Raw genomic sequence first — 12,704 nt, 5'->3', positions numbered from 1 at the left:
TACTAGTCAAAGTAGATTACATCTGAACAGCAATATCCAGGCAAAGCTCTAAAGCCTTGTCAAAAGCTTCTGCTCCCCAATTTCGTTGATCGTAATTGTCTATATCTACTAGAGAATCCGCAGTAAAGAGAAGTAAGCCCCAAATAGCTCCACGAAGTTTGGCAACTGCTGCAAGGGCAGCACATTCCATCTCGACAACGCTGCACCCCTCTTCAATGCGATATGCAACCTTATCAGGTGTCTCTCTATAAAAGCCATCTGTCGACCAGGTCATAACCTCTTGATAAGGAATGGACGCTTGTCTTAGAACTGTTTCAATGGCAGTCAGTGCTCGACGATTCACTTCTATATACCTAGAAGGCGCAACATAGTGGTAACTTGCACCTTCATCTCGCAATGCTCTCGTCGGAATCAAAAAGACATTCTCTGGCATGTCTACCAAGACACCACAAGTTCCAGTTGATAAGATTTGCTTTACGCCATAACCAATCAACCAATCCAGAAATTGTGCAGCTGCAGCTGATCCAACTGGAGCTTGAGCCAAGCAGATTTCCTCTCCATTGTAAGTCATCACATAAACTGGATAGGTTTTAGTAGCAGAGACAAACTCTCCAACTTTTTCAGCGCCAATAGCATTCGCATAGCGTTCGATTTCTTCTCCTAAAAAGGCGTAGACGCACCTAGACGGCAAGTTCAAGTCTAAATCCTCATGGGTCGGCATTATCACAGCCTGAGGATTGTCATCAAACTCTAAAATTGGGATTTCATGTTTATGTATCATCTGTTGCCTCCTAAGTTTTAAGAATTATTATATCAAAAAATAACCACTGTAATATGATTTCATAGGAACTACTTCCCAAGAATCACAAAGAAAAACCAATTAAACAATGTACATAACTGAAAAGAAAGGACATAAATCTGCTTTAGTCAGAAACATGTCCTTTTTGTGTTTTATTTTAAGAAATATGATTTCAGTCGGTGTTTATTTCCACAAACCACCTAAAATCTGTTTTTCCAACAAATTTAAGTCTTCTTCTCTTATGTCACTATTGTCGCCAACGATATAGAGTTGGGCAAAGTAGGCCAATAAGGGGCCTATACAAATACGAATCATTTGAGGAACCGTGATTTCAGGATTCACTCGTGAATCTGCTATCAATTCCTTATGGAGTACTAATAATTTATCCTGAAGAGTATTCCAAATATAAAGTTGTTCTTTTCTCAGTTTCTTATTTGAAAAAATTTCCTGAAGAATAATTTTCATCAAAGCGCGATTCGTTTTGAGATAGGCCATGCGATTGTGAACGAGATAATGAACCTTTTCTTCAGTCGTGTTAAAGGCCAAAAGTTCCTCAAAAAAACGACCGAAAAGTCCTGGAACAATAGGATGTAAAATAGCTGTTAATAAATCTTCTTTGGTCTTGAAATACTTGAAAAGCGTTGCCTGACTAAGTCCCGCATGTTTGGCAATTTGTAGGGTGGAGGTCCCATTGTAACTCTTAGTAGAAATCAAATCGACCGCCGCCTGCATGATTTTTTTCTTTCCTTTGGGATAGTCTGCCTCTTTTAGATAAGCTTCAAACGACTCAAAAATACTCTCGCTCATTTTCATCCTCGTATATTTATATTTTAAACTTTACGATAACGACGCAATCCGACAATATTGAGAATTGTCAAAACGATAAGGAAAATAAGTAAAACACCAATATTAGGTACGACATCTCCAATTCCACGTCCGTAAAGAATGATCTGACTCATTGCATCACCTGAGTAGGTCAAAGGCAAGAATTTCCCTAGCGTTTTTGCCCAGTCTCCCATTGAATCAAGTGGAATGATTCCTGAGAAAAAGAGTTGCGGCATAATCACAAGAGGAATAAATTGCATCATCTGGAATTCTGATTTTGCCAAGGTAGACAAGAGAATTCCGAAGGCTAGTGCCACCAGAGCCAGTACCACATTAACTATTATAACATTTAACAGGCTTCCGACAACTTCAATGTTCAACAACCAGATGGCTGCTAGAACGACTACTCCTGTCTGCAGTATGGCAATAAGGCCGTAAGACAACATATAGCCGTAAACAATTTCCGAACGTTTGACTGGGGTTGCCAACAAACGATCTAGGGTTCCGCTAGTACGTTCTTTCAAGAGTGCCATCCCTGAAATCAAAAAGACAAAGAAGAAAACGACGAACCCAAGCAAAACAGGAATCATTTTAGCAAAGAAGCCGGTGTCCTCGTTACCATATTCATAAGATTCCTTAATTTCAGGAGATTTTACCTTTAGTTGTAATTGTGGAAGGGATTGCTTCACACGGGCTAATAATTGATTGGTGTCTTCACTGGCAATACTGGTGCGTAATACTTGTCGGGTCACCGAAGTTTTAGAGGCATCTGTATTGGCATAGGTTACATGATATTCCCCATCCTTATAAGAGATAACTGCATCTACTTTTTCATCGTTTAAAGCCTCTTTAGCTTGATCCAAGTCTTTGTAGGTTTTGACACTGACATGTTCTAAGTCGTCCATCTTACTTACCAAACTACTTGGCACATCTTGTATCGCTAACTTGACATTTACAGTTGTACTAGCCGAAAACATGAGGTTCATCAGCCACATGATAAAGACTGGTGCTACAAACATAAGGGCCAGTGTCCGTTTGTCACGAAGCAATTCTTTGAAGACTTTTTTTGCAATGACAATTGTTCTCATTTCATTCTCCTTCTGCTTTCAAAAAGACTTCTTCAATACTTGAAACACCATAAGATTCTTTTAGCTTGGATGGTGTATCAAAGGCAATGATTTTTCCACCTAATAGTAGTTCGACCTTATCTGTCAGCTCTGCTTCATCCATGACATGGGTTGTAACCAAGATTCCTACACCATTGTCTCTTAGCGCCATCAACTCTTTCCAAATTTTCTTTCGAAGAGAAGGGTCAATCCCAACTGTCGGTTCGTCCAATATCAAGAGTTGAGGATTTCCTAAGAGTGCTATGGCTAGTGACAAACGTCTTTTCATCCCTCCTGAATAACCAGATACAGCCTTGTTTAAGTGATCTGTCAAATCTACCACTTGAGCTACATGAGCAATTTCAGATGACAAGTCTTTCTTAGAAAGTCCTTTGAGCTTACCGAAAAATTGCAAATTTTCCTGACCTGATAAGGCATCATATAAGGCATCTGACTGAGCCATGTAGCCAATATCACCTAGAATATGACGATTTGGCATGGTATTTTCTAAGACTAAAGCAATACCGCTATCTGCCTTTTCCATTCCTAACATGGTTTTAATCATGGTTGATTTACCAGCACCAGAAGGACCGATTAGACCAATGATTTCTCCAGAATGTAATTCAAAACCAACGTGGTTTAACACAAGTTGTTGACCAAAAGATTTTTGTAAATCTTGTAAATGTAGCAATGTTTTCATATGCATCCTCCTCAGTGAGTGTTTACTCACTTTTTAAATACGAGATTATTATAGTGAGTGTTCACTCACTTATCAAGTGATAATTTGAATTTTTTTAAATAAAAACACTGGATGATAGCATCCAATGTTTATGACAAAAACTTCTGATGTTAAGAATCTATTCACTATACTCTGAAATAATCTCTCCTATCCACTTTTTCTAGGCTCCGCACTAGATTCCATCATTGAAAATTAAGGTTTCAATGATGGAATCGTCGGCAGTAACCTAATAAAGAAGTCTACAAATTTATTTTTGATTTTCGACGAGAGGAATTATTTTATTGCGCGTGATTGCAATCCTTCTTCTTCCAAGAAGAGGCGGAATGGTACGAGTTCTTCTGCTTCGTATTTTTCCTTGAATGCTTTGATTACTTCTTCTGAGTGTTGTTTTGGATCCAACTCAAGTACTTCTACTGGAAGTGGACGGTGTTGAGTGATGCGGGCATCGATCACAACTGTCTTACCTTCTTTGTTCAATTTAACAGCTTCTGCAACGACTGCATCGATATCTTCGATACGGTTTACAGTGAACCCTACAGCACCTTGCGCTTCAGCGATTTTCGCATAGTCAGCATTAGGGAAGTCACAACCAAACAAGTGTTTGTTTGTATCTTCGTATTTGTCCTTGATGAAGGCATATTTACCATTTGAGAAGACAACGTTGATAACTGGAAGGTCGTATTGAACGTTTGTGATAACGTCTGGGTAGCACATGTTGAATGCACCGTCACCCATGATGTTCCATACTTGGCGATTTGGATTGTCTTTCTTAGCAGCGATACCACCAGGAAGGGCAATACCCATTGTCGCAAAGAGTGGAGATGTACGCCACATGTTCTTAGGTGTCATGTGAAGGTGACGAGTAGATGTTTGAGTAGTGTCACCTACGTCGATTGAGTAGATAGCGTCTTGATCAGCATGTTTGTTGATTGCATTGTAAACTTGATACAATTGCAATTCACCCTCAGTTTTACCTTCGAGTTTGTTCATGTAATCACGCCAGTTTTGGTTGTTCTTCACGTTTGCACGCCACCATGGAGTAGATTCAACTGGGTTCACTTTGTCGAGGATAGCTTTAGCTGCTTGACCTGCGTCACCAAGGATAGAAGCGTCAAGAGCGTGACGTTTACCAAGTTTATAAGGGTCGATATCGACTTGGATGAATTTTTCAGTGTTCTTGAAGGCTTCGTAAACTTCAGCAAATGGGAAGTTTGAACCAAGGAAAAGAACAGTGTCTGCTTCAAAGACTACTTCGTTGGCTGGTTTCCAACCAACACGGTATGCAGAACCTGTCAACCCTTCGTAGTTCCATTCGAAAGCTTCAAAGTTTTTACCAGTTGTGATGATTGGTGCTTTGATTTTACGAGACAATTCAGTGATGACATCACCAGCACCAACTCCACCGAAACCAGCATAGATCACTGGGCGTTCAGCATTGTTCAAGATTTCAACAGCTTTGTCGATTTCAGCTTCGTTCAAGGCAGGAGCGATGAAGCGGCGTTCGTAAGAACCTGATCCATAGTATGAGTTTTCGTCGATTTCTTGGAAACCAAAGTTTACTGGAATTTCAACAACAGCTGGACCTTTTTTAGAAACAGCAGCACGGCAAGCTTCGTCAATCACTTTTGGCAATTGTTCTGCATAAGCTACACGTTTGTTGTAAACAGCGATACCATTGTACATTGGGTTTTGGTTCAATTCTTGGAAAGCATCCATGTTGAGTTCGTTGTTTGGACGTGATCCAAGAATAGCAAGAAATGGAGTGTTATCCATAGCTGCATCATAAACACCATTGATCAAGTGAGTCGCACCAGGTCCACCTGAACCAACTGCAACCCCGATAGATCCGCCAAATTTAGCTTGCATAACCGCTGCAAGTGCACCAGTTTCTTCATGGCGAACTTGCAAGAAGCGGATATCTTTGTCTTCAGCCAAAGCGTCCATCAATGAGCTAAGTGTTCCTGATGGGATTCCGTAGATCGTGTCTACGCCCCATGTTTTCAATACGTTCAACATTGCTGCAGATGCAGTAATTTTCCCTTGAGTCATTCTAACTCTCCTTTATTTCTAATTTGATCCTGAAAAATGAAGCATAGCGCTTCTACTTCATCTTTGCGATTAAAGCTCGTCTTGAAAATGAATTTATTCTGACTGTTCTCATGAAAACGTTTTACAAAACGATTACAGTACTAATTTAGCACAAAGAGATTCACATGTATAAGGATTTGCTCAGAGATGCTCAATCCCTATTACATTACAGATGCTGAATTTGAGAAATTTTCACAAACTATCTTATAATAGGATATTTTATTATAAAATCTATGTACCCGTCTTCTCTTGTGGCTGTAAGAGAAGACAAAAAAGTGGTACAGAATATTAAATGAATTCTGTACCATTTTTTTATTGAGTCTAATCTATTTTCGCAACATTGAGAAGCAGCGAGCTAGTCAAAACAGACAAAGAACTAAGGGCCATAGCAAGACCTGCTAGTTCTGGATTAAGGGTCAATCCCAGTCCTACAAAGACTCCAGCAGCAATTGGAATCCCAAGGATATTGTAGATAGAGGCCCAGAAGAGATTGAGTAAAATCCTGCGGAAGGTCTTTTGACTCATGTCAAAGGCACGCACAACGCCAAGCAAATCATTTTGCGTGAGCACGATGCCACCGGACTCGATCGCAATATCCGTTCCAGATCCCATAGCGATCCCCACATCCGCGATCGAGAGAGCTGGAGCATCATTGATCCCATCTCCAACAAACGCGACCTTGCTATCTTCTTGCAGTTTTTGGATGGCGCTAGCTTTTTCTTGAGGAAGGACATCAGCAATGACGGTGTCAATTCCCACTTGCTTAGCAATAGCTTGGGCCACCCGTTCATTATCCCCCGTTAACATGACCGTTTTCAAGCCCCGTTCTTTGAGCTTTTTGATCGCTTCTTTTGAGCTGGCCTTCGGAGCATCTTGAATGGCAATCAAGCCAATCACTTGCCCATCCACAGACAAACTGATCACTGTTTTGGCCTGCTCTTGCAACTCTACCATCCGTTTTTCAAGCTCCGGATCCATCGCTGTCCCGTCATGAAGTTTGCCATTTCCCAAGGTCACCAACTGCTGGTCGATCTGACCTTGGACCCCTTTTCCTTCAATCGCTTGGAAGTTTTCCACAGGGGATAACACCAAACCTTTTTCTTCTGCTTGGGATAACACCGCTTGGGCTAGTGGATGTTCTGAAAAAGTTTCAAGACTAGCAGCCAGTGTCAAGACACGCGCTTCATCTCCTACAACATCGGTTACAAGTGGTTGGCCAATGGTAATGGTACCTGTCTTATCAAACACAACGGTTTGAATCTTTTGCACTTCTTGAAGAACTGTTCCATTTTTAATCAGAACCCCCATCTTGGCACTACGGCCGGTTCCGACCATCAGGGCTGTTGGGGTTGCTAAACCAAGGGCACAAGGACAGGCAATAATGAGGACAGAGACTGCATAGAGCATGGCCTCTTGAAGCGACGCGCCCAGAAGCACGGACCAAACCCAGAAAGTCGCAATGGCCAAAATCGTCACCACTGGAACAAAGATACCTGAAATCTTATCCGTCAAATCTTGAATGGGAGCACGACTGGATTGGGCCATTTTGACAAAGTCCACAATTTGAGATAAGAGGGTCTCACTACCGACTTTTTCAGCCTTAAAGAGAATGGTCCCATTGCTGTTGATAGTGGAGCCGATAACTGCATCACCAACTGATTTCTCCACAGGCAAGCTTTCACCTGTCACCATCGACTCATCAATAGTCGTACTTCCTTCTACAATCGTCCCATCAACCGCAATCTTTTCCCCAGGACGGACCCGAATCAAGTCATCAATTTGGATATCTTCTGCCGCCACCTCGACATAGTTCCCATCACGGAGAACTTGAGCCGTTTTTGCCTGCAAATCCAACAACTTTTCCACAGCCTCGGAGGCATTGTTACGCATCCGTTCTTCAAAGATTTGCCCTAAGAGGATAAAGAAGATGATAAAACCCGCAGCCTCAAAGTATACTGGCTGACCAGTAAAAAGGGCAAATACACTATAGACATAGGCTACCAGGGTTCCAAGAGCTACCAAGGTATCCATATTGGAATGGTGCTTCTTAAATGAGGCCCAGGCACTCTTGATAAAAGGAACTCCTGCTACCAACATGATCGGCGTTGTTGCTAGAAAAGTCCCCCAGCGACTGACTGGATGGGAGACAAATCCTGCCATCATCCCGATCATCAAGATCAATAAGGGAAGAGTAAAGATACTAGTAATCCAAAAGCGACCCAGTAAACCTAAGACACGACGGCGTTTTTCCACAACCGTGTAGGAACCCTTTTGCATCTTCATTCCACATGAAAACTCGAAGTCCCCTGTTTCTGTCGGGGTAAAGGATATCACCTTATCCACACCGACTTCCAAAGGCTCTAAAATCCCCTGATCTTCAAACAAAATTTCCTTGTAACAGCCGGAAGGATTGACCCGATGGAAGGTGATTTCAGCAGGGATCCCTTTTTGAAGTTGAAATTCCTTTGGACTATAGCCTTTTTCTGCTGTAATACGGATCTTTTGCACTCCGTTTTCCACAACTGCTTTTTGTTTTTCTACCATACCTACTCCTTTATTCCACAATCATGTGACCATGCATCATGTTCATTCCACATGAATACCCATATTCGCCCGCTTTTTCTGGCGTAATTTCAATGACATGTTTTTCACCTAAAGGCAAATCTTCATGAACGCCAAAATCTGGAAAGATCACTTGAGCCAGACATGAAGATGGATCCTTGCGATTAAAGATGATCCGGGCTGGAACATTCTTTTTCAGGACAATGGTTTCAGGCGAATAGCCCCCCATGACTTCGACTTCAATTTCTTGATAACCTGATTTCTGACGAGCGTGGCCGCTTACCTTTTCATGCTCTGCAAAGAACCACCAAGCAATAAAGACAACCACAAGTAAACAAACAATACTAATCACCAATCCAAACATGGAATCTCCTTCTTTCTATTACATACAATTGCAAGGGACTGTTTCGACAGACTCTGCTTTCTTTTCTTCCAGGACCTGCTGCAGCTGATTAAGATCTGCAATCGTAAAGTTACTCTCCTGAATCAAGTTTTCAAGCACCTGGACAATTCTTTTTGAGCAAACCTTGTCTTTCACATCCTCAACCACCAAGTCTAAACCCTGGTCCTGCTTCAACAAAGCCGAGTAAACAAAGGCTTTGCCTGATTTTTCTCTAGTCAAACATCCTTTCTCCACCAAGCGGGTCAAGAGAGTCTTAATCGTCGACTTCGACCAGTCAAAGCGCTCGGACAAGACGGCGATCAAATCCGTGCTGGTCTGCTTGCCTTCCATCCAGATAATCTTCATGATGCGCCATTCCGCATTGGAAATTTGCATGGCTTCTCCTTTCTAAATCTACATTTGTAAACCTTATGATGTTATTTTACACCTAAGATTTACACTTGTCAACCAAAAGTTTTTAAAAAACAAATCTTCCTTTGAAGATTTGTCTGGTTGGGCTTTTTTCACTCCCTATTTTTATCTCCCTAAATTGTCAAATTAAGTTAGATTTTTCATGTAACTCAGAAAAACTTGGGATGGTGCTTGATAATTCAAAGACTTCCTAGGAATTCTATTTCTTTTATCAGCTGTAGCTGATAAATAATTTTGAGAAATATTCGTAAAATCCATTTGTTTAGGTAGTCCATTTCGTCTTAATAAGCCATTAGAATGTTCAATGAGACCTCGTTGCCCAGGACATCCTGGATCCGCAAAGAAAATATCAATGTCATGTGCATTCGAAATAGATTTCCAATTAGAAAATTCTTTTCCGCAATCAAAAGTGATCGACTTAATTCGTTACTCTATCACAATCATAGCCTTGATGGTCTTGCGTTCATCCATATCTTTATAGGCCTGATTAATCTCTTCCAATTTATAACTTGTCGTAAAGACTCGGCCTGGATTGATGTCGCCATCAAGAACAGCTTTTAACAAAACTTGTTTATCATAGGTTGTGACAGAGGCTGGTCCGCCACCAATCGTTGTATTTTGTCCAAAGGTTGACCCAATGGCACGATTTTCATAGTGTGGAACACCAACAAATCCCATGCGCCCGCCATTATGGAGAACACCGAGGGCTTGGTCGACGGCTGCTTCAGTACCCACACATTCAAGAGCGGCATCTGCTCCACCGCCAAGTATTTCACGGACTTTGGCAATGCCTTCTTCACCACGCTCAGCCACAACAGCTGTCGCACCTGACTCCAAGGCCATCTTTTGACGGTCTTCGTGACGGCTCATAAGGACAATTTGTGATGCACCACGCATTTGGGCTGCGATAACCGCACATTGACCAACAGCACCATCCCCGATAACGACTACCTTATCACCTTTTTGCACATTAGCCACACGCGCCGCATGGTAACCGGTCGGCATAACATCAGCAAGAGTCAAAAGTGACTTGAGCATGCCTTCGCTAAAATCTGAATGTTGACCAGGAATTTTGACAAGAGCCCAATTAGCAAAGTGGAAACGGATATACTCAGCCTGTACGCCACCAGACCAGTTGTTACCTGGGTGATTGTCACAAGAACCATCAAAACCAGCACGACAGGCATCACACTGTCCACAACCATGTGTGAAAGGGGCAATGACAAAGTCACCTGGTTTTACTGTAGTAACTTCCTCGCCAACTTCTTCGACAATTCCGATAGCCTCATGACCGCTATTTCTATGTCCTTCTTCCATTTCCAGATTACGGTAACTCCAAAGGTCCGATCCACAAACGCAAGTACGTACTATCTTGATAATGGCATCATCTGCTGCCACGATTTGCGGGCGATCAATTTCTGCTAGACCAACCTGCCCAGCTTTGGTATAAACTGCTGATTTCATTTAATAACCTCTATTCTTTCGTTACTGATAGTATACACTTTTTAACAAGAAATCACTCACATCAAACACTCCCTATTACGGATCATATTTAGTTACTTAATCATATTTTTTTCCATACTTCTTTTCAAGCATTTTCTTAACTAGATATGGCATCTTGACATTCTCTCGACCTTTTTTAGCAATCAATTTTTTGACGAAATCAGGCATCTGAATATCTGCTTCCTCTTCTAAAATCTGTCCTGTGTTTGAAGGAGCTTCCAACTCATCAAAAGTCTCTAGTTGAGGTTGATAGTAACGATAGTCACCGTCTATATGAGACTGAATAGTTGAAAGAAGTGCTTTAATCAAACGAGAATCGCTATTTGGCATAGGAGGACGGTGATAGGCCACACCAAGCTCATGACAAAGCTCCTTACACTCCACATCATTATCAAAAAGAACCTCAATATGCTCACTAATAAAAGCTATCGGGACAAAAATATAGTGGGCAGGGTGTTTCTTCTCATCACGAAGGTATTCTAAGACATCAGGCTTAATCCAAGGAATACCAATATCACTTTCACTCTGCCATGTATTGGTATACTGGTCTTCTTCAAGGCCTAAAATTTCCGCAATCAAGCGAGTATTGTCATAAATCTGATCGATATAAGGATCGCCAAAATCAAGAGCCAAAACTGGTACACTGTGAGCTGAAAAAATCACCTTATAGCTGTCATCTCCAATTTGATCTAAAATCTTTCGAATCTCATCAGCCCAATAGTGGAGAAGTGAAGTTTCTTGGTACCAATCCTTGATAATTTGGAACCTAATCTGCTCACTTTCTAAAAATTTCTCATATCCCATGACAGAATAGTAAGAATAATGAGGCTCTAAAATCAAGCACAAACATTCTTCAATTCCGTCATTCTCCATCTCTTTGATTACATCAGTGATAAAAGGGCGGGAAAATTTATTAGCAAAGTAGACCGACGCTCGTTCTCCAAGAGCAGAAGCAACCAAATCCACTTCTTCTCTAGTTATCCTTTGGAGTGGAGTTCCACCAATTCGTAGGTAATTGTCATATAAAGTCTGAATTTCATGTGGTTCAGGACGAACACCACGCCGGATATTCGTGAAAAACTCCGCTACTCCTTCATAGGTAATCTCTTCGGGTGACCCAAAGGTCATCATCAACACAGCTCTCTTACTCATAATTACTCCTTGTTTCACGTTTGTTCTATTTTATCATGAAAAGGCTTACTTTAGGGAACTTGGTATCAAAATAACTCTTAAACGTAGACTCTAAGAGTTAAAAAACAAACCTTAATGATGGTGTTGCTGCTCACTTTCTGCCTCCAGCTCTTCGATATTTCGCTTGTGAGCTCGGTGGGTTGCCAAGTCTTCATCAACTTCGATGGTGACATTTTGAAAGCCCCTCTCTTTGAGCAAGTCTCGAATAGACTCTTTACAGACCTCCATATGCTTGACATGCTCCAGACAAACATGGACGATGGCATCTTTTTCTAAGCCGTCCATGGTCCAAAGATTGAGCTGATTAATACTAGCGACATGGTCCAACTCTGCCAAATCCGTCTTGATCTTCTGGATATTCACCCCTTCTGGCACGGCATCGAGGAAAATCCTGAGCGTAGACCAAAAACGAGGAATGGCTTTTGAGAGAATAAAGAAAGAAATGACTAGAGACAAGAGAGGATCCAGGATATACCAGTCAGTATACCTGAGAACAATGGCCATCAAGATGACAGCCAACCAACCCAAGGTGTCTTCCAAAAAGTGCAAGCTGAGAATAGATTCGTTCTTGGTTTGTCCCTTACGAATGACCAGACTTGCTAAGACATTCACACTGATGGCAATAATTCCAAGCCAGAGAAGTCCCTCTTCATTGACAGGATGTGGGTGAAACAGTTTGACCATATTTTCCAAAATCACCATACCAGACCCTGTCATCAGAATCACAGCGGTCACCATGGCCCCTAAAAGGCTAAAACGCTTGTAGCCCAAGGTGTAATGGCTGTCTTCTTTCCGATTGGAAATGCTCTCTAGAAAAGCCGAGATGCCAATGGCAACCGCATCCCCAAAGTCATGGACCGAATCAGCGAGAACTGCACTAGAACCAAAAATTCCACCCGCAATAAACTCAACAATGGCAAAGCTTAGATTCAAGAAAAAAGCCAGCCAAACCGCACATTTTGTCTTCATATTACTTAATCCTTTGATATAATGGGAGTGAGACTGAGCAAATTTTTTAAATTTGTTCCTAGTCTCACCCCCGCAAAGCTGATTAGGTGCTCTTCTGAGCCAAATAGC

The 12,704-nt window shown here is 41.6% G+C and carries 11 protein-coding genes and 1 pseudogene; all 12 read right to left on the bottom strand.

Features of this window, described 5'->3' with window-relative positions; genetic code table 11:
• Window positions 1-16: 16 nt before the first annotated feature.
• Window positions 17-781, bottom strand: coding sequence for a nucleoside phosphorylase (locus HSISS3_RS04420; protein ID WP_021151848.1), 765 nt, complete (start codon window positions 779-781; stop codon window positions 17-19).
• Window positions 782-982: 201 nt separating this feature from the next.
• Window positions 983-1,606 carry a TetR/AcrR family transcriptional regulator gene (locus HSISS3_RS04415; protein ID WP_021151847.1) on the bottom strand — a complete coding sequence of 208 codons (624 nt, stop codon included), beginning with the start codon at window positions 1,604-1,606 and terminating at the stop codon, window positions 983-985.
• Window positions 1,607-1,629: 23 nt separating this feature from the next.
• Entirely contained in the window at window positions 1,630-2,712 is a 1,083-nt protein-coding gene (locus HSISS3_RS04410) for an ABC transporter permease (protein WP_008534689.1), read from the bottom strand.
• 1 nt (window position 2,713) lies between these two features.
• Entirely contained in the window at window positions 2,714-3,430 is a 717-nt protein-coding gene (locus tag HSISS3_RS04405) for an ABC transporter ATP-binding protein (protein WP_021151846.1), read from the bottom strand.
• Window positions 3,431-3,742: 312 nt separating this feature from the next.
• Entirely contained in the window at window positions 3,743-5,518 is a 1,776-nt protein-coding gene (gene spxB, locus HSISS3_RS04400; protein WP_021151845.1) for a pyruvate oxidase, read from the bottom strand.
• Between the two features lie 360 nt (window positions 5,519-5,878).
• The gene (locus HSISS3_RS04395; protein ID WP_008534694.1) at window positions 5,879-8,101 is read right to left on the bottom strand and encodes a heavy metal translocating P-type ATPase; all 2,223 of its coding nucleotides are present in this window, start codon (window positions 8,099-8,101) and stop codon (window positions 5,879-5,881) included.
• A 10-nt stretch (window positions 8,102-8,111) separates the two neighbouring features.
• Window positions 8,112-8,483, bottom strand: coding sequence for a cupredoxin domain-containing protein (locus tag HSISS3_RS04390; RefSeq protein ID WP_021151844.1), 372 nt, complete (start codon window positions 8,481-8,483; stop codon window positions 8,112-8,114).
• Window positions 8,484-8,501: 18 nt separating this feature from the next.
• Window positions 8,502-8,897: a CopY/TcrY family copper transport repressor gene (locus tag HSISS3_RS04385; RefSeq protein ID WP_021151843.1), complete on the bottom strand. Its 396-nt coding sequence runs from the start codon at window positions 8,895-8,897 to the stop codon at window positions 8,502-8,504.
• A gap of 162 nt (window positions 8,898-9,059) precedes the next feature.
• Window positions 9,060-9,353: pseudogene (locus HSISS3_RS11590) on the bottom strand (IS30 family transposase); the annotation flags it as partial.
• Window positions 9,354-9,359: 6 nt separating this feature from the next.
• Window positions 9,360-10,397 (bottom strand): alcohol dehydrogenase catalytic domain-containing protein, encoded by a 1,038-nt coding sequence (locus HSISS3_RS04380; RefSeq protein WP_021151842.1) that lies wholly within the window; start codon window positions 10,395-10,397, stop codon window positions 9,360-9,362.
• Window positions 10,398-10,493: 96 nt separating this feature from the next.
• The gene (hemH, locus tag HSISS3_RS04375) at window positions 10,494-11,588 is read right to left on the bottom strand and encodes a ferrochelatase (protein ID WP_021151841.1); all 1,095 of its coding nucleotides are present in this window, start codon (window positions 11,586-11,588) and stop codon (window positions 10,494-10,496) included.
• A gap of 111 nt (window positions 11,589-11,699) precedes the next feature.
• Window positions 11,700-12,596, bottom strand: a complete 897-nt coding sequence (locus HSISS3_RS04370) for a cation diffusion facilitator family transporter (protein WP_021151840.1) — start codon at window positions 12,594-12,596, stop codon at window positions 11,700-11,702.
• Window positions 12,597-12,704 lie beyond the last annotated feature (108 nt).

The organism is Streptococcus sp. HSISS3 (assembly GCF_000448605.1).
Taxonomy (GTDB): domain Bacteria; phylum Bacillota; class Bacilli; order Lactobacillales; family Streptococcaceae; genus Streptococcus; species Streptococcus raffinosi.
Note: the sequence above shows the minus strand (reverse complement) of the source record. Positions and strands in the feature narration are given on the sequence as shown.

What these genes read in the sequence shown, in the direction of transcription:
- HSISS3_RS04420 (WP_021151848.1), bottom strand. Translation starts at nt 781, where the DNA reads ATGATACATAAACATGAAATCCCAATTTTAGAGTTTGATGACAATCCT.
- HSISS3_RS04415 (WP_021151847.1), bottom strand. Translation starts at nt 1,606, where the DNA reads ATGAGCGAGAGTATTTTTGAGTCGTTTGAAGCTTATCTAAAAGAGGCA.
- HSISS3_RS04410 (WP_008534689.1), bottom strand. Translation starts at nt 2,712, where the DNA reads ATGAGAACAATTGTCATTGCAAAAAAAGTCTTCAAAGAATTGCTTCGT.
- HSISS3_RS04405 (WP_021151846.1), bottom strand. Translation starts at nt 3,430, where the DNA reads ATGAAAACATTGCTACATTTACAAGATTTACAAAAATCTTTTGGTCAA.
- spxB (WP_021151845.1), bottom strand. Translation starts at nt 5,518, where the DNA reads ATGACTCAAGGGAAAATTACTGCATCTGCAGCAATGTTGAACGTATTG.
- HSISS3_RS04395 (WP_008534694.1), bottom strand. Translation starts at nt 8,101, where the DNA reads ATGGTAGAAAAACAAAAAGCAGTTGTGGAAAACGGAGTGCAAAAGATC.
- HSISS3_RS04390 (WP_021151844.1), bottom strand. Translation starts at nt 8,483, where the DNA reads ATGTTTGGATTGGTGATTAGTATTGTTTGTTTACTTGTGGTTGTCTTT.
- HSISS3_RS04385 (WP_021151843.1), bottom strand. Translation starts at nt 8,897, where the DNA reads ATGCAAATTTCCAATGCGGAATGGCGCATCATGAAGATTATCTGGATG.
- HSISS3_RS04380 (WP_021151842.1), bottom strand. Translation starts at nt 10,397, where the DNA reads ATGAAATCAGCAGTTTATACCAAAGCTGGGCAGGTTGGTCTAGCAGAA.
- hemH (WP_021151841.1), bottom strand. Translation starts at nt 11,588, where the DNA reads ATGAGTAAGAGAGCTGTGTTGATGATGACCTTTGGGTCACCCGAAGAG.
- HSISS3_RS04370 (WP_021151840.1), bottom strand. Translation starts at nt 12,596, where the DNA reads ATGAAGACAAAATGTGCGGTTTGGCTGGCTTTTTTCTTGAATCTAAGC.